Genomic DNA, 23,438 nt, shown 5'->3' with positions numbered 1-23,438 from the left:
AGGCGTGGGCGTGGCCGTCCCGATCGCGGGCCGGGTGGTCACCGGCGCCGGGGCGGCGCTCGTCATGCCGGCCGCCCTGTCGCCGATGCTGGAGGTGACCGAACCGGCCGGGCGGCCGCGGGCGGTCGCGCTCTGGACGGCCGCGACCGGCATCGCCGGTGTCGTCGGGAACGTCGGCGGGGGCCCGGCCCTCCAGCACCTGCCGTGGCAGGGCCTGTTCCTGTCGGTCGCACCGCTCGCCGCCGTGCTCGGCCTCCTCGCGGCCCGTCTCGCACCGCGCGGCGAGCGGCGTCCCGCGACCCCGGACCCGGTCGGCTCGGTCCTGCTCGTCGCGGGCGCGGGGGCCCTGCCGTACGGGATCGTGGAGGGGCCCTCGTCCGGCTGGGTCTCCGTGCCGGTGGCCGGCGGGCTGCTCGTGTCGGCCGCCCTGCTCGCGCTGTTCGCGGTGCGCTCGCTGCGCTCGGACCGTCCGCTGCTCGATCCGCGCGTCTTCCGCGTCCGCAGGCCGCGGGCCGGTTCCCTCGGCGTCGGGGCCGCGTTCTTCGGCCTGTTTTCCCTCTTCTACGTCAACGCCCAGTACCTCCGGTACGCCAAGGGGTACTCGCCGCTGGTCGCGGGCCGCGCGATCGTCCCCTCGCGGTCGGCATGATGGTCGCCTCGCGGTACGGCGTCCGCCTGGCCGCCCGCTTCGGCGACGGCGTCGTCGCCGCCGGGCCGGCCGGCATCGTCGGCGGGCTCGTCCTGATGTCCTTCGCCACCGCCTCCACCCCGTACCCCCTCTACGTCCTCTTCCTCCTGGTCCTCTCCCTGGGCATGGGCCCGTGCGTGCCCGTCCTCCCGGTCGCCGTCACGACCTCCCTGCCGCAGGACCGGGCGGGGCTGGGGCCGGGCCTGAACGGCGCGACCCGCGAGACCGGCGGCGCGCTGGGCGTCGCCGTCATGGGGACGTCCCTCTCCTCGCACGGCCCGGAGGTCTTCTCCGCCGCGATGTCCTACGGCTTCCGGGTCGTCGCCGGGATCGTGCCGGCCGTGTCCCTCGTCACCCTCGTGTGGTGACGGGGCGCCGGAAACGGCCCCGGCGGGGTGATCCGGGCACGTCGGACGCGGTCCGGCGGGTCGGTCCCGGCACGTCCGGCACGGTCCGGCGGGATGTTTGGGGTCCCGGTCGACGGTCAGGCGTAGTCGACGAACCTGCCCGACTCATCGACTGGGGAGCACATGGAGAGCGTTCTTCGGCTGGCGGCGTCCGTCGGCGGCTCGGCCCTCGTGGCGTTCGTCGTGGTCCGCGCGGCGGACATGCTGGCGCGTCACGCGGACGCGCGTCATCACGAGACACCCCTGTGGGGGCTGCTGCGCCGCTGCCGTACGCCCCTGTTCGTCGTCCTGCTGACCGCCCTGCTCCGCTGGACCTACCCGGCGTCGACCTTCGCCGTGCTGGAGGAACACGGGCAACTGGTGGGCCACGTGCTGCTGCTGTGCCTGATAAGCGGCGGCGCCTGGCTGACGGTCCGGGCGGCCTCGGCCGTCGTCGAGTCCTCGTACGCGCGCTACGCCGTGCGTGCGCGGGACGCCGCGCGGCTGCGCCGGGTCCGCACCCAGGTCACGCTGATCATGCGGGTGGTGTCGGTCGCCGTCGGGGTGCTCGCAGCCGCCGCCGCGCTCGTCACCTTCCCCTCCTTCCGCACGCTCGGCACGTCCCTGCTCGCCTCGGCCGGCATCATCGGCATCGTGGCGGGCGTGGCGGCGCAGTCGACGCTCGGCAACCTCTTCGCCGGCTTCCAGATCGCCTTCGGCGACATGGTCCGCATCGGGGACACGGTCGTCGTCGACGGCGAGTGGGGCACGGTGGAGGAGGTGACGCTGACCTTCCTCACGGTCAGGACCTGGGACGAGCGCCGGGTGACGCTGCCCGTCTCGTACTTCACCTCGCGGCCGTTCGAGAACTGGTCGCGGGGCGGGGCGCAGATGACGGGGTCGGTCTTCGTCCACTGCGACCACTCCACGCCCGTCGCGCTGATGCGGGCGCACCTGCGCGAGTTCCTCGCCGCCTGCCCGACCTGGGACGGGCGGGGCTGGGACCTCGCCGTCACCGACACCTCGCCGACCTCCATCACGGTCCGCGCGATCGTGACCGCCAAGGACGCCGACGACCTGTGGACGACCCGCTGCGCCGTACGGGAGGAGCTCGTGCGCTGGCTCGCGCGGGAGCACCCGGGCTCCCTGCCGAAGGTCGTCACCGCTTCCGCGCCCGGCGAACCGGGCGGGAAGGCGGCCTGAGTCCCGGTGCGTCCGGCGGCGGTTCAGACGGCGACGCGCGGGTGGTCCGGAGCGGGGTGGTGGACGGCGGTCCCCTCGGGGTCTCGGTGTCCGCCCTGCTGGAGGGCCCGGCGGAGGGCCGCGTCCGCGTGGTGGACGCCGACGGCGTCGCGCCGCTGTGGAGCGGCGAGGAGGGCGGCGAGGCCCGCCTCGTGCTGACGGCCTCGGGCCCGGCGCCGGTCGAGGTCTGGCGCTGGAGGCTGGAACCGGGCGAGCAGTACCCCAGCCACCCCCACCAGGCCGGGGTGGTCGAGACCGTCAGCGTCACCTCGGGCCGGACGACCCTGGTCGTCGACGGCGTCGAGCACCCCGTCGGCACCGGCCAGACCGCCGCCTTCGACGGCGACACCCCCCACGCCCACCGCGGCGCCGGCACCTGCCACCTGATCATGACGGTCCACCTGCCTCCGGGCCCGGCTTCCACGCCCTGACGGACCGGCGGGGGCACCCCGTCGGACGTCCCGGAGCCGCGCGGATCCCGAAGATGGGTGCCGGCACCCATGACGCGCACGGCCCGCCGGGTCAAGCTGTCCTCGGTCGAGAGCGTCGTCGCAGTTCAGGCCGTTCGAGGGGGCAGGGCGGGGGCGACACGCGTTCGGTCCGCGGGGACCGGGCCTCGCACCGCGGCGGTCGTCCCCTCCCGCCCTCCCCTTCCCGTCCGTTCCTTCCGGAGAAGCCACGATGCCCGTCCTCCTCGCCCTCTCGGCTGTCGCCGTGTTCGGCTCCCTCGTCCTGTGCACCGTGACCGTCGCGCGGATGCGGGAGCTTCCGCCGTGGCGGCGGTTCCTCCCCCTGTGCCTCTTCCTGGTCGCGCTGACCGCGAGCCTCCTGCGCGCCGTCGACGTCCGCGAGATCGCCGACGCGGTCGCCTTCCCGCTCAACGCGGCGGCCGTCCTCCTGTCCGTGCGCGAGATCCGGGCCCGGCGGCGCCGGAACGCGGCCGAGGCCTCCCGGGAGCTGCCCGGCCGGTGAAGGCCGGACGGATCGTACCGGCGGACGAGCTCCTCGCCGAGGCGTGGAGGGTCGCCGGCACGGTGGCGGCGATGTCCGAGCCGGTCGCGATGATGGCGAAGGAGTCCGTGAACCGCGCCTTCGAGACCACGCTCGCCGAGGGCGTGCGCTTCGAACGGCGCCTGTTCCACGCGGTGTTCGCGACGGAGGACCAGAAGGAGGGCATGTCCGCGTTCGTGGAGAAGCGCCCTCCGGGGTTCGTCCACGGCTGATGCGGTGGGCCCGAGGGGGCGGGCGACGTCCCGTCGCCCGCCCCCTCCTGCCGTTTCAGCCGCCGGCCACGACCCGGGGGAGGTCCGCCAGGACCGCGGCCAGGTCCCCGGCGGGGACGCCTCCGCCCTGGGCGATCTCCGGCGAGCCGCCTCCCCGGCCGCCGAGGAGTCCCTTGACGGTCGCGGAGGCGTTCCGGCCGGCTTCGCGAGCCGGGGCGTTGACGGTCAGGACGAGTCCGCCCGAGGAGGTGGCGACGGCCACCACGCCGGGACGGCCCTGCGGGAGGCGGTCGCGGACCGCGAGGGCGAGCGCCCGGGCCTCGCCGGGGGCGCCGTCGACGGTCGCGGTGACGACCAGGGTGCCTCCCGCCTCGACGGCTCCTGCGGCGAGTTCGGCGGCGCGGGACGCCGTGGCCCCGGCCTTGAGGCGGGCGTTCTCGCGGTCGGCGGCCTTCAGCCGGTCGAGGAGACCGGCGATCCTCTCGGGCAGTTCGGCGCGGGGCGCGTTCAGCTGTTCGGCTATCCGGCCCACGAGGTCGCGCTCGCGGGCCAGGTACCCGAAGCCCTCGATGCCGACGGCCGCCTCCAGACGGCGCATGCCGGCGCCGACGGAGGACTCGGCGGTGAGGGCGATCGTGCCGATCTGGGAGGCGTGGTCGACGTGGGTGCCGCCGCACAGTTCGCGCGACCAGGGGCCGCCGATCTCGACGACCCGGACCTTCTCGCCGTACGTCTCGTCGAAGAGGGCGAGGGCACCCTGCTCCTTGGCCTCCGGCAGCGTCATCCAGCGGACGCCGACCGGGAGGTCCCGCCGCAGGGCCCGGTTGGCGACCTCCTCGATCTCGCTCCGGACGGCCGGGGAGAGGGCGGCGCGCCAGGGGAAGTCGAGGCGGAGGTGGCCGGGCCGGTTGGAGGAGCCGGACTGGAGGGCGGTGGGGCCGAGGACCTCGCGCAGGGCGGCGTGCAGGACGTGGGTGCCGGAGTGGGCCTGGCGGGCGCCGAGGCGCCACTCGGGGTCGACGGCGGCGTGCACGGTGTCGTCGACGGCCAGTTCGCCCGCCGTGATCCTGATCCGGTGGACGACGAGACCGGGCAGGGGCCGCTGGACGTCGACGACCTCGGCCTCGGCGGAGGCCCCGGAGAGCAGGCCCGCGTCGCTGTCCTGGCCGCCGGACTCGGCGTAGAAGGGGGTGCGGTCGAGGACGGCGGTGACGACGTCGCCGGTGCGGGCCACGGGGACGGGGCCCCCGGCGCCGAGGAGGGCGAGGACGCGGGACTCAGTGGTGAGGACGTCCCACGCCCGCCAGTCGGTGGGGCCGTGCGCGTCCAGGACGGTGCGGAGGGCGGCGGTGTCCGCCGTGCCGCCGGACTTGCGGGCGCGGGCGTCGGCGCGGGCCCGCTCGCGCTGCTCGTTCATGAGGGCGGTGAAGCCCTCGCGGTCGACCTCGACGCCCTGTTCGGCGGCCATCTCCAGGGTGAGGTCGACGGGGAAGCCGTAGGTGTCGTGGAGGAGGAAGGCCCGCGCGCCGGGCAGGGAGCGGCCGCCCGCCTTCCGCACCTCGGCGACGGCGGCGTCCAGGACGGTGGTGCCCTGCTTGAGGGTGGCGCGGAAGGCGTCCTCCTCGCCGTACGCCCAGTCGGAGATCCGGGCGAAGGACTCGACGACCTCGGGATAGCCGGGGGCCATGCAGTCGCGGGCGACGGGCAGCAGTTCGGGCAGGGCGGGGTCCTGGAAGCCGAGCTGGCGCATGGAGCGGACCGAGCGGCGCAGGATGCGGCGCAGGACGTAGCCGCGGCCCTCGTTGCCGGGGGCGGTGCCGTCGGCGAGGAGCATGAGCGCGGTGCGGACGTGGTCGGCGACCACGCGGAGCCGTACGTCGGCCCGCTCGTCGTCGCCGTAGCGGACGCCGGCGAGTGCGGCGGCCCGGTCGAGGACCGGGCGGGTCTCGTCGATCTCGTAGAGGTTGCCGACGCCCTGGAGCAGGGTGGCCATCCGCTCCAGGCCCATGCCGGTGTCGATGTTGCGGCGGGGCAGTTCGCCGAGGATCGGGTAGCCGCTCTTGCCGGGCCCCTCGCCGCGCTCGTACTGCATGAAGACGAGGTTCCAGAACTCCGTGTACCGGTCCTCGTCGACGGCGGGGCCGCCCTCGCGGCCGAGGGCCGGGCCCCGGTCGTAGTACAGCTCGGAGCAGGGGCCGCAGGGGCCGGGGACGCCCATGGACCAGAAGTTGTCCTCGTCGCCGCGCGCCACGATCCGCTCGTCGGGCAGGCCGGCGGCCTCGCGCCAGATGCCGCGGGCGTCGGTGTCGGAGTGGTGGACGGTCACCCAGATCCTCTCCGGGTCGAGCCCGTAGCCGCCCTCGGCCCACGGCTTGGTGGACAGGTCCCAGGCGAAGGCGATGGCCTCCTCCTTGAAGTAGTCCCCGAAGGAGAAGTTGCCGTTCATCTGGAAGAAGGAGCCGTGCCGGGTGGTCTTCCCGACCTCCTCGATGTCCAGGGTCCGCACGCACTTCTGCACGCTCGTGGCCCGCTGCCACAGGGGGGCCGCCTCGCCGGTGAAGTACGGCTTGAAGGGGACCATCCCGGCGTTGACGAACAGCAGGGTGGGATCGGGGGTGGGCAGCGGCGCGCTGGGCACGACGGCGTGTCCCCGGGCGGCGAAGTAGTCGAGGAAGCGCTGGCGGATGTCGGCGGTACGCAAGGTTCTCACTGCTTCCGGTGGGGGACGGTCGGGTTCCGGCGGGGGGCGGTGGTCAGGCGGCCCGGGCGGAGGGGGTGGGGAGCGGGGTCAGGGAGGCGTACTCCAGGGGTGCGGAGGGGTCGATGGACACGTCCAGCGGCGCGGGCTCCGCTCCCGAGCGCACGAGGAGGTCGCCGACGGCGGCGATCATGGCGCCGTTGTCGGTGCACAGGGTCATCGGCGGGACGCGCAGCTCTACCCCGGCGGCGGCGCAGCGCCGCTCGGTGAGGGCGCGGACGCGGGAGTTCGCGGCGACGCCGCCGACCACGATCAGCGTCCTGACGTCGTAGGCCGCGCAGGCGGCGAGGGCCTTGCGGCTGAGGACGTCGGCGACGGCCTCCTGGAGCGCGGCGGCACCGTCGGCGACGGGGACGTCGAGGCCCTGGAGGCGGTGCTTCTCGACCCAGCGGGCGGCGGCGGTCTTGAGGCCGGAGAAGGAGAAGGCGTACGGGTCGTCCCCGCCGCGGGTCAGCGGCCGGGGGAATTCCACCGCGCGCGGGTCGCCGTCCCGGGCGGCCCGGTCGATGGCGGGCCCGCCCGGGTAGGGCAGCCCGAGGATGCGGGCCACCTTGTCGAAGCACTCCCCCGCCGCGTCGTCCAGGGTGTCGCCCAGGTGCAGGATCGGCTCGCGGACCAGGTCCCGGACCAGGAGGAGGGAGGTGTGGCCGCCGGAGACGACCAGGACGACGCAGGGGCTGGGCAGCGGGCCGTGCTCCAGGGTGTCGGCGGCGACGTGCCCGGCGAGGTGGTGCACGCCGTACAGCGGCACCCCGGCGCCGTAGGCCAGCGCCTTCGCGCCGGCCAGGCCGACCTGGAGGGCGCCGGAGAGGCCGGGTCCGGTGGTGACGGCGACCGCGTCGATCCGGCTCAGCCGCAGCCCGGCCCGGTCGAGGGCCTCCCGCACGACGGGGTTGAAGGAGTGCAGGTGCGCCCGGGCGGCGATCTCGGGCACGACCCCGCCGAACCGCGCGTGCTCGTCCATGCTGGTCGCGACGACGTGCGCGAGCAGCTTCCCGTCCCGCACGATCCCCGCTCCGGTCTCGTCGCACGAGGACTCGATCCCGAGGACTACTGGTCCGCCCACCGCTCACTCCTTCTGCACTCTCCCCGCAATTGCAATATATGTGCAACAAGGAGGCCGGGGCGCGCGGGCCGGGGTTTCCGAAGGCCCGGAACCCGGCGGCGTCCGGGATACTGCTGCTATGTCGCAGACGCCGCCCGCCCCGGAGCCCGAGCCCGTGTCGGCCGAGCCTCCGGCTCGCGCGCACCGGACCCTGCTCACCCAGTCGTGGCTGGACCTGGCGTTCCTGCACTGGCCGGTGGAGCCCGCGGAGGTGGCGCCGCTGCTGCCGGCCGGGACCGTGCCCGACACCCTCGACGGGGTCACGTACATGGGGCTCGTCGCCTTCCGGATGCACCGCGTCGGGTGGTTCCGGCTGCCGGGGCTGCCCTATCTCGGGACCTTCCCGGAGACCAACGTGCGGCTGTACTCGGTGGACGCCCACGGGCGCCGGGGCGTCGTCTTCCGGTCCCTCGACGCGTCCCGGCTGGTCCCCGTGGCCATGGGACGGTGGGCCTTCCGGATCCCGTACGCGTGGTCGCGGATGTCCGTCCGGTACGACGGTTCGACCGTCGCGTACGAGAGCAGCCGGCGGTGGCCCGGGCCGCGCGGGGCGCGCAGTTCGATCGCCGTGGAGGTCGGGGAGCCGGTCGGGGAGCCCACCGCGCTCGAACACTTCCTGACCGCCCGCTGGGGCATGCACAGCTCGTTCCGCGGGCGCCCGCTCTATCTGCCCAACACCCATCCCCGCTGGCCGCTGCACCGGGCCCGGCTGCTCCGCTGCGACGAGACGCTGCTCGCGGCCGCCGGTCTCCGCCGGCCGCTCGGGGAACCCGTCAGCGTGCTCTACTCGCCGGGCGTCCCCGTACGGTTCGGCGCTCCGCCCCGGCTCCCGGCCGGGGCCTCCGTGCCGCGTCCCCGGACGGGCGGGGGCCGGGCCGTCGGCGCGGAGGGAACTCCGCCCCGGCCGCTGCCCTGATCCGGGCGCCGAAGGCGTCGGCGGCCTTGCGGACGGCGGCGGGCGCGAGCCCGACGGGGAGCTTGCCGATCCCGTGTCCCCCCAGCACGCCGAAGATGCGGGCCCCGGGCCGGCCGCACGGGGAAGGGCCCGTCCGGGGCTCAGTCCAGGTAGTCGGCCACCAGGGTCGCGAAGTCCTCCGGGGTGAGGACCTCGACGCCCGCCTCCCGCGCCTTGACCGCCTTGGAGCTCGGCTTGCCGCCGGCCGTCGGGGCGGCGACCAGGAAGGCGGTGCGGGAGTTGACGCCGCTGCCCATCCGGCCGCCGGCCTTCTCGATGAGGGCGCCCATCTCGGAGCGTCCCCAGCCGTCGAGGGGGCCGGTCATCCTCCCGGTCACGACGACGGTCCTCCCGCTCAGCGGCCCCTCGGCAACGTCCTCCGCGCGCTCCGGCCGCGGCTCGGTCATGCCGACGCCGGCCGCGATCAGCTTGTCGATGACGGGGGCGAGCGCGGCGACCTGCTCGACGACGACCGGGGCCTTCTCCGGGCCGATGCCCTCGACGTCCTGGAGGGTGTCCGCGTCGGCCGCGCGGATGGCCTCCATCGTGCCGAAGTGGGCGGCGATGCGCCGGGACATGCTGCGGCCGGTGCCGGGGATGCCGAGGGCGCAGAAGACACGGCTCAGCGGGCGGGCCTTGGCGAGGCGGATCTGCTCGGCCAGCCTGGCGCCGCGCTTGGCGCTGCCTGAGGCGGTGGTGAGCTGCTCCTCCGTGAGCGTGAACAGGTCGGCGACGTCGCCGACGTCGCCGGAGGCGATCAGCGCGTCGACGTACTTCCTGCCGAGGCCGTCGATGTCGAGGATGTCGCGGCCGGCGGCGTACTCGATGAGCGGGGCGAGCGCGCAGGCGGTGCCCTTCGCACAGCGCCACCGCTCCTGGCTCTTGTCGATCCCGCCGCCGCAGTGGGGGCATGCGGGGGGCAGCGGGACGGGGACGGCGTCCTGCGGGCGGAGCTCGACGACGGCCGCCTGGACGCGCGGAATGATGTCGCCCGCCTTGTGGACCGTCACGGTGTCGCCGATGTGGAGGTCGCGCCGGAGGATGTCGGCCGGGTTGTGGAGGGTGGCGCGGGTGACGGTGGAGCCGTCGAGCTCCACCGGGGCGAGCACCGCGGTGGGGGCGAGCACACCCGTGCGGCCGACCTCCCAGAACACGTCCTGGAGGACGGTCTGCCGTTCGACGGCGGGCAGCTTGTAGGCGACGGCCCAGTAGGGGAAGCGGGTGCCGAAGCCGGCCGTGGCCCGCTCGGTGGCGCTGTCGGCCTTGACGACGACGCCGTCGATGCCGAACGGCAGGCTCGCGCGCAGCGCGGCGATCGCGTCGACCTTCTCCTGCGCCTCGGCGAGCGTGGCGACCGTGTGCAGCCCGGCCGGGGTGTCCGCCGTGGTCCGCACGCCCGCCCGCGCGACGGCGGCGAGGGTCTCGGCGTGGCCGGCGCCCGCGGGCAGGAAGGGCACGCCGTCCAGTTCGACGGCGCCGTACGCCCAGAAGGTCATGGCGAGCCGGTACGGGCGGTCCTTCGCCCGCAGCGTGCCGGCCGCGCCGTTGCGCGGGTTGGCGAAGACGCCGCCGCCGTGCGCGGCCCGCGTCTCGTTCGCCGCCTCGAACTGCTCCTGGGTGAAGAGGACTTCGCCCCGGGCCTCGAAGGTGGCGGGGACGGGAAGCTGCTCGGGGAGGCCCACGACGGTGCCGATGACGTGGCTGACGTCCTCGCCGTGGGTGCCGTCGCCGCGCGTGATGATCTGCACGAGCCGGCCGTCGCGGTAGCGGGCGGCGACGGCCGCGCCGTCCATCTTCGGCTCGACGGTGAACCCGCCCGCCGGCTCGTGCCCCAGGCGACGCCGGAGCGACGCGCCCCAGGCGACGAGCTGTTCGGGGGCGAAGACGTTGTCGAGGCTGAGGAGGCGCGAGGTGTGGGCGACGTCGCCCGCGGGGGCGGCGCCGTCGGCGACCTGGTCCGTGGGCGAGTCCGGGGCGGTCTCGTCGGGGTGCTCCGCCTCCCAGTCCAGCACCGCCAGGCGCAGCCGGTCGTACGCGGCGTCGTCCATGAGGCTGTAGCCCGCCCCGTAATAGGTGCGGGACGCCTCGCGCAGGCGCTGGACGGCGGCTTCGTACGCGGCGCGGCCGGACATGCCGAAAGACGCCTCGACGGCGGAGATGTTCGTCATGGGAACATCCTTGCCCATGGGTCTGACAACGCCCCGGGACGTCGTTCCGGGGCGTTGTCGCGGGGCGTTGTCGCCTGTCCGCCGCATCCGTTCGGTGCCGCCGCGCGGGTCTCCCCTCGCGGGGCGGGACCCGTCGGGAAGCGCGACGGGGGCGCCTCACGCCACGGCGGTCCCCTCCAACTCGACCAGCTGGCCGGGGATCGCCAGCCGCGTCACCCCGAGCATCGTGGTGGTCGGCGCCACCCCGGCGGCGCCCAACCGGGCCGCGAGCACGCCGTAGTGCGGGAGGAGCAGGTCGACGTCGGTGGTGTAGACGTTGAGGCGGACGAGGTTCGCGAGGGTCATGCCGGCCCCGGCGAGGACGGCCTCCAGATTGTCGGCGCTCAGCGCCAACTGCGCAGCCATGTCGCCCTCGTGCTCGGGCCTCCCTTCGGCGTTCGTCGCGGTCTGCCCCGAGACGTACAGGGTCCGTGAGTGTCCGGAGACGACCTCGCCCTGGTTGAAGCCGATCGCCTGCGACCAGGTCACCGGGTTGACCGCCGTTCGTTCCATCGCCACATCAGCTCTTTCCCGTAGGAGGGCACGCGCCGGCGGCCCGGTGGGCGCCGGCCTTCGCGTCGTGGTGACGAGCCTTCCGGCAATACGTGACACCTTCCGTCACGTATTCGGTACGGTTCCCGGATGCGCGCGGATCGGCTGGTCTCCCTGGTGCTCCTGCTGCGCCGGCACGGTCGGCTGACCGCGGACGCGCTGGCCCGGGAGCTGGAGGTGTCCACCCGCACCGTGCTCCGCGACATCGAGGCGTTGTCCGCGGCCGGCGTCCCGGTCTACGCCGAGCGCGGCCGGCACGGCGGTTTCGCGCTGCTGCCCGGCTTCCGGACCGAGCTGACCGGCCTGAACCACGAGGAGACCCTCGCCCTGCTCGCGGCCGGATCGGGCCGCGGCGAGCAGGTGTTCGGGCTCGGGCAGGCGCTCGCCTCGGCCCTGCGGAAGGTGGTCGACGCGCTGCCCGAGGGCCACCGGGCCACGGCGGACGACGCGGCCCGGCGCTTCCTCGTCGACCCGGAGACCGACCTGCTCTCCCGCCGGCCGGTCACCGAGGAGGTGCCCGGCACCACGATGGGCGCGGTCCGGCGCGCCGTGCTCGCCGGGCACAGGCTGCGCATCCACTACGCGGCCGCGGACCAGGAGCCGCGGTGGCGCACGGTGGACCCGATCGGCCTGGTCACCGTGCGCGACCGGGCCTACCTGCTGGCCACGCGAGCGGGTGAGGACCGCACCTACCGCCTGTCGAGGGTGCTGACGGCCGAGGAGCTGCCCGAGGCGGCGCGGCGGCCCGCCCGGGTCGACCTGGACCGGATCTGGCGGGAGCGCTCCGCGCGGTTCCTCTCCGGCGGCGACCACCTCACCTCTCTGGTGCGGGTGGACCCGGCACGGCGGGAGGAACTGCTCGACACCGTGCTCGCCGTCCGCGCGGAAGGGCCGGACGAGGGCGGGTGGTTGCGGCTGGAGGTCGCCTTCCAGGACTTCCGGCACGCCGCGTGGGCGCTGTGGCGGCTCGGCACGGACGCGGAGGCCCTGACTCCGGCGTCGCTGCGCGCCTCCCTGCGCGACCGCGCCGCCGCACTGGTCGCCCGCTACGGGGACCCGTCCTGAGGCGAGCGCCGGGACGGCCCGCACCGCCGTTCGGAACGCCGTGCGAAAGGGCCCGTGGCGCCCTCCGGAAGGGCGGCCGACGGCGCCCGGAAGGCCGTCGGCACCACTTTCCCCTGTGACCTGCGTCACGCGTTAAAAGTCCTTTAAGAAACAAGGTCTCAGAAAGCCCATTCTGAGCCGTTTTGAGATCAGTTGACGCTTGCTTTGAACAGCGATCAATATCTCCACGACTTCACCACACCCTCCCTCGGCTTCACCTCATCTGGAGCACTTCGATGCGCAACAGGGCTGCCCCGAACACGGCCGTCACGTCCGGCACCCGCGAGCCTGCGGGTGCGGAACACCGGGGCGACCGGGTCTTCGGGAAGGTCGCGCAGCCGGACCGGGACGGCACGGGGGCCCGGGGGCAGGACATCGAACTCTTCGACTCGACCGTGCGGTTGCCGACGGTCCCCGCCCGGGACGCGGCCGCACCCGCCCGCGCGTCACGGCGGTCCCGGCGGTCCCGGCGCGCCCGCGCGTCGGCTCCGGCCTGGCGGTCCATGCCGCTTCCCCTGATGCTCGCCGGCGCGCTCTCCGCGGGGATCGGCGCCGCGGTGGCGGTGTGGGTCTCGGCCGAGCCCGGCTCCGTACCGGTGTCGAGCCCGTCCCTCTCGCTCCCCGTCCTCGCGACGCGCGTCCCGGCCCCCGCCCCCGACACCTCCTCCGACGCGCCCCCGTCCCCCGCCGCGAGCACCGCGCGGACGACTCCGCCCGCCCCGGCCCGTCCTTCCGCTTCCAAGGCCCCCACCCCCGGTGCCACCGCCAGCGCCACCGCCCCCGCGTCCTCCCCCACCCTCGCGGTCACCGCCTCCGCCGTGACCGTCCCGGCGCCCACGCCCTCCTCGTCGCACCGCCCCTCGCGTCCCGGCCGGGACGGGGGCGGGCGGGACGAGGTCGGGCGGGGAAGCAGCGGTCCCGACGTCGCCGACCTCCAACGGCGGCTCCGGCGGCTCCGGCTGTACGCCGGCCCGGCCGACGGGGTCTTCGGAGAGTCCGTGGAGGCGGCCCTGCGCCGCTACCAGGTGGCGCGCCACATCCCGCAGGAGGACGGGACCTACGGCCCGCTCACCCGGGCCGTGCTGCGGGCCGAGACCGACTGAAACAGCCTCCGTCCCCACCCCCTCACCGGAAAACCCAGAAAGGTTCACGCACATGAGCGACATCGGAAGAGCACGCACGCGGCTGAGCAGCGCCGTGGCCGTCGCGCTCGTCCTCGGCCTGACCACCGCGGGCAACGCCTCGGCCGTGCCCTCCGCCCCCGCCACGGGGACCGCCCGGACGTGCCCGACTCCCGGCGAGGAGCCCCGGATCGGTCACGAGCCGCGGTTCCTCGACGCCAACGTGGCGCTCTACGCCGGTGGCGACTACACCGCCGACGGCGCGACCGCCGAGGCCGAGGGCCTGCTCGTCATCGGCGGGAACGCCACCTTCGCCAAGGGCTCCGGCGGCACCTTCAACGTGGGCCGCGTCGGCGCGGGTTCCGGCATCCTGCCCGACTCCGGAGCGGTCATGCTCTCCGTGGGCGGGAACCTGACGGTCGCCGCGGGCACCCGGGTCGACGTCGGCCACGGCCTCACGGCCGGCCCCCGCTACGGCGGCGCGGTCCGCGTCGGCGGGAAGATCGACGAGCAGGGCGAGCTGGAGACGAACGGCGGCAGCCGCGCCTCGGGGCTGGGCAAGCGGGGCGCCCTCACTCCGTACGACGCCTTCGGCGACGCCGTACGGGGCGAGTCGGCGTCCCTGGCCGCGCTGAAGCCCACGGGCACGAGCGTGCGCTCGGGCGGCACGGTCACCTTCACGGGCGGCGGTTCCGGCGCTCCGCAGGTGTTCGAGATCTCCGCCGAGAAGCTGGACGGCGCCTCGTCCTTCGACTTCCGGTCGATCCCCGAGGGGGCGTCGGTCGTGGTGAACGTGACGGGCGGCCGGGCGGTCGGCATCTCCCCGCTGTCCGCCGCGTTCAACGGCGAGCGCGTGGACGTGTACGACTCCGCGCGCTTCGGCGAGGCCGCGTCCCGGATCCTCTACAACTTCGACGCGGCCCCGTCGCTCACCCTCGGCGGCGGCGGGAACTTCATGGGCTCCGTCCTCGCGCCCGAGGCGTCCGCCGACCTGACGGCCAGCACGAACGGCCGTGTCTACGTCGGCGGCGACCTGCGGACCCACGGCTCGGGCAACGAGACCCACAACTACCCGTGGAACGGCTCCTCCACCTTCTCCTGCAAGCCGACCCCGGGCGGCCCGGGCACCACGCCCGCGCCGACCCCGACGACCACGGCGCCCGGGACCGAGCCCTCCGCCCCGGTGCCCTCCACCACGCCTCCGACCGGCGACGTCACCACCCCCGGCACCCCGGAGACGACGGCGCCGGGAACCTCCGAGCCCTCCGCCCCGCCCAGCGAGGACGCCTCCGCGCCCCCCGTGCCGGGCACGACGGCGCCCTCGCCGTCCTCGACCGACGACGGCGACGGCTCGCTCGCGACCACGGGGGCGCAGTTCACCCCGTACGCGGTGGCCGCCGGCGTCCTCGGCGCCGCCGGCGCCGGGATCCTGGTGCTCACCCGTCGCCGCCGGGCCACGGGCCGGCACTGATCCCGTCCCCGTCCGCTCCGGAGAAGGCGTTTCCCCCTCCGGAGCGGACGGACCGGGGTGCGAACGGACGGCGGGACGGATTATCGGCCACTCCCGGCGCCGGATCGGGCGGTGTTTCCACGACCCGATCGGGCGTCCGCTCCCCCTTTCGGGCGAGGCGAACCCGCAGGAACACGGGGAAGACGGAAGGGACGGGGCCATTCCGGTGGATTGGCCGAACTACGCGTAGACCGGATAGGTGCCTGAGGCATGTAGTGGAGGAGGAAACGACGTCGGAGCCGCCGATCCTCCTCTCCTCAGCGAGGTCCCCGTGACGCATCCCGTGACGCGCGCCATGACACCCCCCGTGGCGTTCCCCCAGAGCCGCACCTGCCCCTACCACCCGCCCACCGCCTATCCCCGTGCCGAGGAGGAGGGCCCGCTGTCGCGGGTGACCCTCTGGGACGGGCGGGTGGTGTGGCTCGTCTCCGGCCACGGCACCGCCCGGGCGCTGCTCGCCGACCAGCGCCTGTCGACCGACTCCACCCGGGACGACTTCCCGCTGCCGACCGAGCGGGTCGCGAGCCTGCGCAGGCGGCGGCGCGCGGCGCTGCTCGGCTGGGACGACCCCGAGCACAACGTCCAGCGCCGGATGCTGATCCCGAGCTTCACCCTCAAGCGCGCCGAACGCCTCCGGCCCCGCATCCAGGAGACCGTGGACCGGCTGCTCGACGCGATGGAGGCCCAGGGCCCGCCGGCCGAGCTGGTGAGCGCGTTCGCGCTGCCGGTGCCGTCCGTCGTCATCTGCGACCTGCTGGGCGTGCCGTACGCGGACCACGACTTCTTCGAGGAGCAGTCGCGGCGGCTGCTGCGCGGGCCGACGGGCGCGGACACCGAGGAGGCGCTCGCCCGGCTGGAGGGCTACCTCGGCGACCTGATCGACCGGAAGCGGCGGGATCCCGGCGAGGGCGTCCTCGACGACCTGGTGGCGCGCGGGGCGGCCGAGAGCGGCGGGCCCGACCGGCAGGAGCTGGTGCAGCTCGCCACGATCCTCCTCGTCGCGGGACACGAGACCACGGCGAACATGATCTCCCTCGGTACGTACACGCTGCTGCGCCACCCCGAGCGGCTGGCCGAGCTGCGGGCCGACCCCGGGCTCGTGCCCGCCGCCGTGGAGGAGCTGCTGCGGTTCCTGTCCATCGCGGACGGGCTGCTGCGGGTCGCGCGCGAGGACGTCGACGTCGCCGGGACGGTGATCCGGGCGGGCGAGGGCGTGGTGTTCCCGACGTCCGTCATCAACCGGGACGCCGCGGCCTACAGCGATCCGGACACCCTCGACTGGGGGCGTTCGGCCCGCCACCACGTGGCGTTCGGCTTCGGCATCCACCAGTGCCTGGGGCAGAACCTGGCCCGCGCGGAACTGGAGATCGCACTCGGGACGCTCCTGCGCCGACTGCCGGGGCTGCGGCTCGCCGTCCCCGCCGAGGAGATCCCGTTCAAGCCCGGCGACACGATCCAGGGGATGCTCGAACTCCCCGTGACCTGGTGAGAGGGGCGACACGCATGCATGTCTCGATCGACGGGGGCGTCTGCATCGGCGCCGGGCAGTGCGCCCTGACCTCGCCGGACGTCTTCACCCAGGACGACGACGGGTTCGGGACGGTCCTGCCGGGCAAGGAGGACGGGCGCGGGACGCTGGTCCGCGAGGCCGCCCGCGCCTGCCCCGTGCAGGCGATCACCCTCGACGGCCCCGGCGGTGTGCCGGGGGCGTGAGCCCGTGGGCCGCGACCGGCCCCGCCCGGGGCGCCCCGGGGCCGGTCGCGGCGCGCCGACCGCGTACGCTCGCCCCGGTACACGGCGCGGCCGGGGCGAGCGGGGGCGGAAGATGGGCGAGGGGTCCGGCGGGGACGAGCGGGCGCGGTCCGCGACCGTGCGCGTGTTCATCGCGCTCGCGCCGCCCGACGACGCGAAGGACGAGCTGGCCGACGCGCTGGGCCCGGCCTACGCGGCGTACCCGCGCATGCGGTGGAACCGCATCGAGGACTGGCACATCACGCTGGCGTTCCTCGGTGAGCTGCCGGTCGCGACCGTTCCGCTCCTCCGGCCGCCGCTCGCGGACCTCGCGGCCGCGCGTCGGCCGGTCGAACTGGCGCTGCGCGGCGGCGGGCACTTCGACGACCGGGTGCTGTGGAGCGGGATCGACGGCGACCTGGAGGGGCTGCACGGGCTCGCGACCGAGGTGCGCGCGGTGGTCGCGGAGTGCGGGATCCCCTTCGAGGGCCGCCCGCTGCGCCCGCACCTGACGCTGGCCCGCGCCCGCCGCGACGATCCGTCCTCCGTGCTGGAGGCCGCCGCCGGACTCGCCGGGTTCAGCGGGCGCCGGTGGCGGGCCGGGCGGCTGCACCTGGTCGCCAGCGACTTCGGGCGCGGCCCGGGGCCGATCCGCTACCGCGACATCGATTCCTGGCCCTTCGGCGGGGCCTGAGCCCGCCCCCCTTCCGGAGGCGCGTGCTCAACGGCCGTACACCTGGCGGCAGAGGTCGGCCGCGCCCATCGGGGCGTCGATCCGCCGGGCCTGGCGGCAGAGCGCGCGGAGTTCGGGCTGCCCGGCGACGGGGGCGGTCGGGCGGTGGTGGGGCCGGAGGGGCAGGGGCTTCCTCGGGGGTCGGGGGACGGTCCGCGTCCGGCCCTGCTCCGTTCCCTCCTTCCGCCGCGTCCCCTCCTTCCGGGTCCCCGTCTTCTGCGTCGTCCTCGTCTTCTCGGGGGCCCGGGTCCCCGTTCCGCCGCCTCCCGTCGCCGGCCGGCGGGAGGTCTGCGGGCGGGCGGGAGCGGCCCCGGGCTCCGTGGTGGCGAGCGTCTCGCGCGGCGTCCCCTCCGTGGGCTCCGGCCAGGCCGGCAGCGGCGAGGGGGCGCGTTCGGCGGCCGGGGCGAGGGCGGCGGGGCGGTCCGGCGGGCCCGGGTCGGGGCCGTGCGGGACGGCCACGCAACCGGCCGTGAGGAGCGCGGCGGTCAGGAGGTACGCGGTGCGGCGGGCGTGCATGGGGCCACGCTGCCCGAGCCCGTACGGGACGGGGAGGCGGCGCGGCCCGTGTCACCGTGACGAGTGAACCGGCCCCGTGGGTGGACGGGGCCGGGCCGCACGTCACCGGTCCGCGAGGAGGGCCGCCACCGCGTGGGCGGTGGCCGGGTGGCGGTCCGTCAGGGCCGGCGGGCGGGAAGCCGCGCCGGCCGGGGCCCGGGGTCCGGGCCGCTTCTACGCCTGGAGAGTGAAACCCGGCGGGTGGGCCGGATCTCGAACGGGCCCGCGCGGTAACTGTGGGGGCGGCCCCGCGTCGAGGCGGGACGATCCACAGTGAGGACGACCATGCGCGCACGAGCAGTGCTGATCTCCCTGATCGCGGCGGGTTCGATGCTGGGCCAGGCCGCGCCCGCCCGGGCCGACGCCGTCGGCGACGTCGTCGTCTTCTCCACCGAGGCGCAGGCGCTGGACGTCTACGGCGACCCGGCCGGCTGCCACCGGCTGCCCACGGTCGCGCACGTGCTGACGAACCGGACCGACAGGCCGGTGAGGATCTACGGGAACCCGTTCTGCCTCGGTCCCTCGGTGACCGTCCAGCCCGGATACGGGACCCATGTGCCGGGCGGCGCGGGGTCGTTCTCGGCCTGACGCGGCATCGGGAGAGGAGCGCCCCCGCTCCGGCCCGGGAGGCGTCGGACGGAGCCCGGGCGGCGGGAGGTCGGACGGTGTCCGGGCGGCGGGAGGTCGGACGGAGTCCGGGCGGCGGCCTCCCGGATCCGCGCCGCCGGACGGGCTCAGCCCGGCGGGCTCGACCGGGAGGGCTCAGCCGGGGGCCGCACGCCGGACCACTGCTCGGCGCCGTACTCCTCGAACCGTTCCACCTCGGTGAACCCGAGCTTCGCCGCGAGGCGCATCGCGCGGACGTTGGCGGTCCGGGTGCGGAGCGCCAACGGCTCCCCGGGGAACGCGCCGGCGAACCAGTCGAGCGCCGCCGCGCACGCCTCGGAGGCGTACCCGCGTCCCCACGCCTCCGGCAGGAGCAGAAAGCCGAGTTCGGCTCCTCCGCCCCCCGGCCCCGGCCGTTCCGCGTCGCGCCGGTCGAACGTGACCACGCCGATCATCGCTCCGCCGAGGTCGACCACGAACAGGCCGGGATGCCGTCCGGGCACCTCGGGCATCATGCGTTCGAGCACTTCGCGCGGCCGGGACCCGCCGGTGTGGGCGCCCACCTCGGGCGAGGAGAACAGCTCGACGAACGCCGCGCGGTCCCGGGCCCCGGACGCGCGGAGCACGAGCCGCGCGGTCGTGATCGGGGCGGGCGGCCACGTGGCGGGCGGCCAGGCGGCGGGGTCCGGTCCGGTCATGGCGGGCAACCTACCGCACGCACGCCGGGCGGCATCCGGCCGGGACCCCCGTCCGGCCCGCCGCGCGGCACGGGGGATGATGGGACCGGAAAGCCGGAACACGAGGTCGGGAGCTTCCATGGCGAAGCGGGTTCACCAGCCCCGCGAGGACGCGGAGTTCGAGTTCGTCCTCCGGATGAGCGGAACCCCTGTCCTCGCGTACTTCGTCGGGACCTGGCCCAAGGCGGTCGAGGCCTGCCGGGCGACGGACCTCGTCGTGGGCGTCGTCGCCGAGGAGTACGCGGACCGTCTGACGGTCGTCCGCGCCGACATGACGCGCTGCCCGGCCGCGACCCGGCGGTACGGGGTCACCGGAGCCCCGTCCCTCGTCCTCCTGAAGGACGGGGAGGCGGTGGCGCACGGCACGGGACGCGTGACCACCGCCGAGGTCAGGGCCCTCCTGGACGGTCACCTCTGAGGCCCGGGGCCTCCACCCGACAGTTCGACGGCTCGACGCCTCCTCCGGGCGGTTCGACGGCTTCCCGGGACGGCCCGACACCTCTCGGTACAGTCCGACGCTCCCCCGGGACAGCCTGACGCCCTCCCGGACGGCCCGACACCTCTCGGGGCAGCCCGACGCTCCCCCGGACGGCTCGACGCCCCCCGGATGGACGGGCCGCCGAGGCCGCACGGCACGTCCGGTCCGCCGCCCCTCCGCGCCGCATCTCCCCGGCCTCGACCCCGCCCCCTCCGCCGGGTCGCCGACCACCGGGCCGCAGCCCCCTGCCCGCGCACCGGGAACGGAACAGGGAACAGGACGACGGGCCCGGACATCAGGTCCGAACACCGGTCCCGGCCCCGGCCCCGGCCCCGGGCGCATCCCGCGCTCGGCCCGCCACACCCCTTGCGACCACCCCCATTCCCACCCCACCGGATACCTGCGCTTGCACTTATAGCGCGCATGCAACTATTGTCGGAGCACGTAAAGAGCCCACTCAAGCAATCACGGAAGGGCTGAGCCATGCCGCTCGCACTCCTCGCCCTGGCAGTCGGGGCCTTCGGGATCGGCACGACCGAATTCGTCGTCATGGGACTGCTGCCCCCGATCGCCGCCGACTACGGCGTCACCATCCCCACCGCGGGCCTGCTGGTCACCGGCTACGCGCTCGGCGTCGTCGTGGGCGCGCCGCTGCTGACCGTCCTCGGCCGCAGGGTGAGCCACAAGCGGATGCTCATGCTGCTCATGGGCCTGTTCGTGCTCGGCAACGTGCTCTCCGCGCTCGCACCGAGCTTCGGACTGATGCTGACCGGTCGCGTGGTCGCCTCGCTCGCCCACGGCTCGTTCTTCGGCATCGGGTCCGTCGTCGCCGCCGGCCTGGTCGCCCCGGACCGGAAGGCCGGCGCGATCGCCACCATGTTCACCGGCCTGACGGTCGCCAACATCGTCGGCGTGCCGCTCGGCACCTTCATCGGACAGGCGATCGGCTGGCGCACCACCTTCGCGGTCGTCGCCGCGCTCGGCGTGGTCGGGCTGCTCGGCATCGCCCGGCTCGTGCCCGCCGTGCCCCGCCCCGAGGGCACCCTGCTGCGCCGGGAGCTGAAGGCCTTCCGCAACCCCCAGGTGCTGCTCGCGATGGCGATGACCGTGCTCGGCTTCGGCGGCGTCTTCGCCGCGATCACCTACATCGCGCCGATGATGACCGAGGTCGCCGGCTACTCCGAGGGCGCGGTCACCTGGCTCCTCGTCCTCTTCGGGACCGGCATGTTCCTCGGCAACCTGCTCGGCGGCCGGTACGCCGACCGCGCGCTGATGCCCCTGCTGTACGCCACCCTCGGCGGGCTCGCGATCGTCCTCGCGCTGTTCACCGTGGCCGCCCACCACAAGGTCCTCGCCGCGATCGCCGTCCTGCTCGTCGGAGCGCTCGGCTTCGCCACGGTGCCGCCGCTCCAGAAGCGCGTCCTCGACCAGGCCCACGGCGCGCCGACCCTGGCCTCCGCCGTCAACATCGGCGCCTTCAACCTCGGCAACGCGCTCGCCGCCTGGCTCGGCGGGATCGTCATCGCCGCCGGCTTCGGCTACACCGCCCCGAACTGGGTCGGCGCCGTCCTCGCCGCCGCCGCTCTCGGCCTCGCCCTCTGGTCCGCCGCACTGGAGCGCCGGACCCCCGCGTCCGGTGCCGGGACCGAGGCCGGGACCGGGACCGCCGAAGCGGTCGGCACCGGCGCCCGCGTCCCCGTACCCCACTGACCCCCTCCGCCCCACCCCCACCGCACACCGTTCCCGCGAGAAACCAGAGAGAAAGCCGCACCGCCATGTCCTTCCCCCGCGTGCCCTCCGTCGTCCTCAACGACGGCACCGAGATCCCCCAGCTCGGCTTCGGCGTCTTCCAGGTCCCCGACGACGAGACCACGACCGCCGTCGCCCACGCCCTGGAGGCCGGATACCGCTCCGTGGACACCGCCGCCGTCTACGGCAACGAGGCCGGGGTCGGCCGGGCGCTCGCCGCCTCCGGCATCGCCCGCGACGAGCTGTACGTCACCACCAAGCTGTGGAACGCCGACCAGGGGTACGACGCCACCCTGCGGGCCTTCGACGACAGCCTCGCCCGGCTCGGCCTCGACCACGTCGACCTGTACCTGATCCACTGGCCCGCCCCGGCCCGCGACCTGTACGTCGACACCTGGCGCGCCATCGGGACGCTGGTCGCGGACGGCCGGGTCCGTACCGCCGGCGTCTCCAACTTCAAGCCCGCGCACCTGGAGCGGCTGCTCGACGGCAGCGACCTCGTGCCCGCCGTCAACCAGATCGAGCTGCACCCCGGGCTCCAGCAGCGCGAGCTCCGCGAACTGCACGCCGTCCACGGGATCGCCACCGAGGCGTGGAGCCCGCTCGCCCAGGGCGCCGTCCTCGCCGACCCGGTCGTCACCGGCATCGCGGCCCGGCACGGGAGGTCCCCCGCCCAGGTGGTGCTGCGCTGGCACCTCCAGCTCGGGAACGTCGTCATCCCGAAGTCCGTCACCCCCGCCCGCATCCGCGAGAACCTCGACGTCTTCGGCTTCGCCCTCTCCTCCGAGGAGATGACGGCGATGGCGGGCCTCGACCGCGGTCTGCGCACCGGCCCGGACCCCGACGCCCTCGACTGAGCCCGGCGGGACCGGCGGCGGAGGCCGGTGGTTCTGCCGATGCCGGCCGGGCGCCGGACGCGGAGAGTGGCCGGGCCAGTACAGGTCCGGCCGCTCTCCGCCCCCGTTTCCGGCCCCGTCGGAGGGCGGCCGCCGCACGACACGAGAGGACGACTCCGTCGTGAGACGACACCTTGCCGCGGCCGCCACCGCCGCCGCCTCCCTCACCCTGCTCCTCGCCCCCGGCGTCCGGGCCGCCGACGCCGCCGCGGCCAATCCGTACGAGCGCGGCCCCGCGCCGACCCGGACGAGCGTGGAGGCCCTCCGGGGCCCCTACGCCGTCTCCGAGACGAGCGTCTCCGCCCTCGCCGCCACGGGCTTCGGCGGCGGCACCGTCTACTACCCGACGTCCACGGCCGACGGCACCTTCGGCGCGGTGGTGATCTCACCGGGATTCACCGCCTACCAGTCCTCCGTCGCCTGGCTCGGCCCCCGCCTCGCCTCGCAGGGGTTCGTGGTGTTCACCATCGACACCCTCACCACGCTCGACCAGCCCGACAGCCGGGGCCGGCAGCTCCTCGCCGCGCTCGACCACCTGACGCAGCGCAGCGCCGTGCGGAACCGGATCGACGCGAACCGCCTCGCGGTGATGGGGCACTCCATGGGCGGCGGCGGAGCCCTCGAAGCCGCCAAGAGCCGTCCCTCCCTCAAGGCGGCCGTCCCCCTCACCGGCTGGAACACGGACAAGAGCTGGCCCGAGATCACCACGCCCACCCTGGTCGTCGGCGCGGACGGCGACACGGTCGCGCCCGTCGCCACCCACTCGGAGCCCTTCTACGAAAGCCTGCCGGACTCGCTCGACAAGGCGTACCTGGAGCTGAACGGGGCCACGCACTTCACGCCGAACACCGCGAACACGACGATCGCGAAGTACGGCATCGCGTGGCTCAAGCGCTTCGTCGACGACGACACCCGCTACGAGCAGTTCCTCTGCCCGCTGCCCCGGCCGAGCCTCACGATCGAGGAGTACCGGGGCAGCTGCCCGCTCGGTTCCTGACGCCCCCGGGCGGGCTGTGCGTCGTCACAGGACGGGGCTCCCGGGTCTGGGCCCCCGCCCAGACCCGGGAGCCTTCCGCCGTTCCGTACGGGTCGGTAACCTGAC

At 75.1% G+C, this 23,438-nt stretch carries 23 protein-coding genes and 1 pseudogene; 18 read left to right on the top strand and 6 right to left on the bottom strand.

Translation table 11 applies throughout. The features are described from left to right. Positions 1-10: 10 nt before the first annotated feature. The 6 genes and pseudogenes from ACIQKA_RS05605 to ACIQKA_RS05580 all read left to right on the top strand — a co-directional run. The gene (locus ACIQKA_RS05605) at positions 11-649 is read left to right on the top strand and encodes an MFS transporter (protein WP_391095093.1); all 639 of its coding nucleotides are present in this window, start codon (positions 11-13) and stop codon (positions 647-649) included. After that, positions 646-1,056 carry a hypothetical protein gene (locus ACIQKA_RS05600; protein ID WP_402540070.1) on the top strand — a complete coding sequence of 137 codons (411 nt, stop codon included), beginning with the start codon at positions 646-648 and terminating at the stop codon, positions 1,054-1,056. The genes ACIQKA_RS05605 and ACIQKA_RS05600 overlap by 4 nt, the downstream gene beginning before the upstream one ends. 162 nt (positions 1,057-1,218) lie before the next feature. Continuing rightward, positions 1,219-2,277, top strand: a complete 1,059-nt coding sequence (locus ACIQKA_RS05595) for a mechanosensitive ion channel family protein (RefSeq protein WP_383159489.1) — start codon at positions 1,219-1,221, stop codon at positions 2,275-2,277. After that, a complete protein-coding gene (locus tag ACIQKA_RS05590; RefSeq protein WP_402540254.1) occupies positions 2,193-2,747 on the top strand; it encodes a cupin domain-containing protein in 555 nt (184 codons plus the stop codon). The genes ACIQKA_RS05595 and ACIQKA_RS05590 overlap by 85 nt, the downstream gene beginning before the upstream one ends. A gap of 250 nt (positions 2,748-2,997) precedes the next feature. Further along, a complete protein-coding gene (locus ACIQKA_RS05585) occupies positions 2,998-3,288 on the top strand; it encodes a hypothetical protein (RefSeq protein ID WP_391095090.1) in 291 nt (96 codons plus the stop codon). Between the two features lie 2 nt (positions 3,289-3,290). Then, positions 3,291-3,539, top strand: a pseudogene (locus ACIQKA_RS05580) (enoyl-CoA hydratase-related protein); the annotation flags it as partial. Between the two features lie 55 nt (positions 3,540-3,594). Here the strand turns inward: ACIQKA_RS05580 and alaS are convergent. Together alaS and tsaD are read right to left on the bottom strand one after the other, a co-directional pair. Next, on the bottom strand, positions 3,595-6,240 hold the full coding sequence (alaS, locus tag ACIQKA_RS05575) for an alanine--tRNA ligase (RefSeq protein ID WP_402540069.1): 2,646 nt from the start codon (positions 6,238-6,240) through the stop codon (positions 3,595-3,597). Positions 6,241-6,292: 52 nt separating this feature from the next. Continuing rightward, positions 6,293-7,363 (bottom strand): tRNA (adenosine(37)-N6)-threonylcarbamoyltransferase complex transferase subunit TsaD, encoded by a 1,071-nt coding sequence (tsaD, locus tag ACIQKA_RS05570; RefSeq protein ID WP_383434018.1) that lies wholly within the window; start codon positions 7,361-7,363, stop codon positions 6,293-6,295. A 118-nt stretch (positions 7,364-7,481) separates the two neighbouring features. Between tsaD and ACIQKA_RS05565 the strand changes: the two genes are divergently transcribed. After that, complete coding sequence (locus ACIQKA_RS05565) at positions 7,482-8,318, top strand: YqjF family protein (RefSeq protein WP_402540068.1); 837 nt, start codon at positions 7,482-7,484, stop codon at positions 8,316-8,318. Positions 8,319-8,458: 140 nt separating this feature from the next. On the opposite strand, the gene ligA is transcribed toward ACIQKA_RS05565, so the two are convergent. Both ligA and ACIQKA_RS05555 read right to left on the bottom strand, forming a co-directional pair. Further along, a complete protein-coding gene (gene ligA, locus ACIQKA_RS05560) occupies positions 8,459-10,525 on the bottom strand; it encodes an NAD-dependent DNA ligase LigA (protein WP_402540066.1) in 2,067 nt (688 codons plus the stop codon). A gap of 156 nt (positions 10,526-10,681) precedes the next feature. After that, positions 10,682-11,077: a RidA family protein gene (locus ACIQKA_RS05555; RefSeq protein ID WP_390106445.1), complete on the bottom strand. Its 396-nt coding sequence runs from the start codon at positions 11,075-11,077 to the stop codon at positions 10,682-10,684. 129 nt (positions 11,078-11,206) lie between these two features. On the opposite strand from ACIQKA_RS05555, the gene ACIQKA_RS05550 reads away from it, so the two are divergent. The 6 genes from ACIQKA_RS05550 to thpR all read left to right on the top strand — a co-directional run bounded on the left by ACIQKA_RS05550 (position 11,207) and on the right by thpR (position 17,276). Then, complete coding sequence (locus ACIQKA_RS05550) at positions 11,207-12,181, top strand: helix-turn-helix transcriptional regulator (protein ID WP_402540064.1); 975 nt, start codon at positions 11,207-11,209, stop codon at positions 12,179-12,181. 275 nt (positions 12,182-12,456) lie between these two features. Continuing rightward, complete coding sequence (locus ACIQKA_RS05545; protein ID WP_402540062.1) at positions 12,457-13,323, top strand: peptidoglycan-binding protein; 867 nt, start codon at positions 12,457-12,459, stop codon at positions 13,321-13,323. 52 nt (positions 13,324-13,375) lie between these two features. Continuing rightward, positions 13,376-14,812 (top strand): choice-of-anchor A family protein, encoded by a 1,437-nt coding sequence (locus ACIQKA_RS05540; RefSeq protein WP_402540060.1) that lies wholly within the window; start codon positions 13,376-13,378, stop codon positions 14,810-14,812. Between the two features lie 334 nt (positions 14,813-15,146). After that, positions 15,147-16,340: a cytochrome P450 gene (locus tag ACIQKA_RS05535; RefSeq protein WP_383154025.1), complete on the top strand. Its 1,194-nt coding sequence runs from the start codon at positions 15,147-15,149 to the stop codon at positions 16,338-16,340. Between the two features lie 14 nt (positions 16,341-16,354). Continuing rightward, positions 16,355-16,564 carry a ferredoxin gene (locus tag ACIQKA_RS05530; RefSeq protein ID WP_402540058.1) on the top strand — a complete coding sequence of 70 codons (210 nt, stop codon included), beginning with the start codon at positions 16,355-16,357 and terminating at the stop codon, positions 16,562-16,564. Positions 16,565-16,676: 112 nt separating this feature from the next. Next, complete coding sequence (gene thpR / locus ACIQKA_RS05525) at positions 16,677-17,276, top strand: RNA 2',3'-cyclic phosphodiesterase (protein WP_383154030.1); 600 nt, start codon at positions 16,677-16,679, stop codon at positions 17,274-17,276. 27 nt (positions 17,277-17,303) lie between these two features. Here thpR and ACIQKA_RS05520 read toward each other — a convergent pair whose 3' ends face one another. Further along, positions 17,304-17,831 carry a hypothetical protein gene (locus tag ACIQKA_RS05520; protein WP_383154031.1) on the bottom strand — a complete coding sequence of 176 codons (528 nt, stop codon included), beginning with the start codon at positions 17,829-17,831 and terminating at the stop codon, positions 17,304-17,306. A 324-nt stretch (positions 17,832-18,155) separates the two neighbouring features. Between ACIQKA_RS05520 and ACIQKA_RS05515 the strand changes: the two genes are divergently transcribed. After that, positions 18,156-18,458, top strand: a complete 303-nt coding sequence (locus ACIQKA_RS05515; RefSeq protein ID WP_402540057.1) for a hypothetical protein — start codon at positions 18,156-18,158, stop codon at positions 18,456-18,458. A gap of 146 nt (positions 18,459-18,604) precedes the next feature. Here the strand turns inward: ACIQKA_RS05515 and ACIQKA_RS05510 are convergent, their stop codons facing one another. Further along, entirely contained in the window at positions 18,605-19,174 is a 570-nt protein-coding gene (locus tag ACIQKA_RS05510; RefSeq protein WP_402540056.1) for a GNAT family N-acetyltransferase, read from the bottom strand. A 118-nt stretch (positions 19,175-19,292) separates the two neighbouring features. Here ACIQKA_RS05510 and ACIQKA_RS05505 point away from each other — a divergent pair, with 118 nt between their 5' ends. The 4 genes from ACIQKA_RS05505 to ACIQKA_RS05490 all read left to right on the top strand — a co-directional run bounded on the left by ACIQKA_RS05505 (position 19,293) and on the right by ACIQKA_RS05490 (position 23,333). Next, positions 19,293-19,631, top strand: coding sequence for a thioredoxin domain-containing protein (locus tag ACIQKA_RS05505; RefSeq protein WP_391095080.1), 339 nt, complete (start codon positions 19,293-19,295; stop codon positions 19,629-19,631). A 543-nt stretch (positions 19,632-20,174) separates the two neighbouring features. Beyond that, entirely contained in the window at positions 20,175-21,401 is a 1,227-nt protein-coding gene (locus ACIQKA_RS05500; RefSeq protein ID WP_402540055.1) for an MFS transporter, read from the top strand. Positions 21,402-21,466: 65 nt separating this feature from the next. After that, positions 21,467-22,297, top strand: a complete 831-nt coding sequence (locus tag ACIQKA_RS05495; RefSeq protein WP_383154043.1) for an aldo/keto reductase — start codon at positions 21,467-21,469, stop codon at positions 22,295-22,297. A gap of 160 nt (positions 22,298-22,457) precedes the next feature. Beyond that, positions 22,458-23,333, top strand: coding sequence for an alpha/beta hydrolase family protein (locus tag ACIQKA_RS05490; protein WP_383433987.1), 876 nt, complete (start codon positions 22,458-22,460; stop codon positions 23,331-23,333). Positions 23,334-23,438: the final 105 nt, after the last annotated feature.

Source organism: Streptomyces sp. NPDC092045, from assembly GCF_044756005.1.
Classification (GTDB): domain Bacteria; phylum Actinomycetota; class Actinomycetes; order Streptomycetales; family Streptomycetaceae; genus Streptomyces.
The sequence above is the reverse complement of the archived record's forward strand: the minus strand, read 5'-3'. Positions and strand labels throughout refer to the sequence as shown.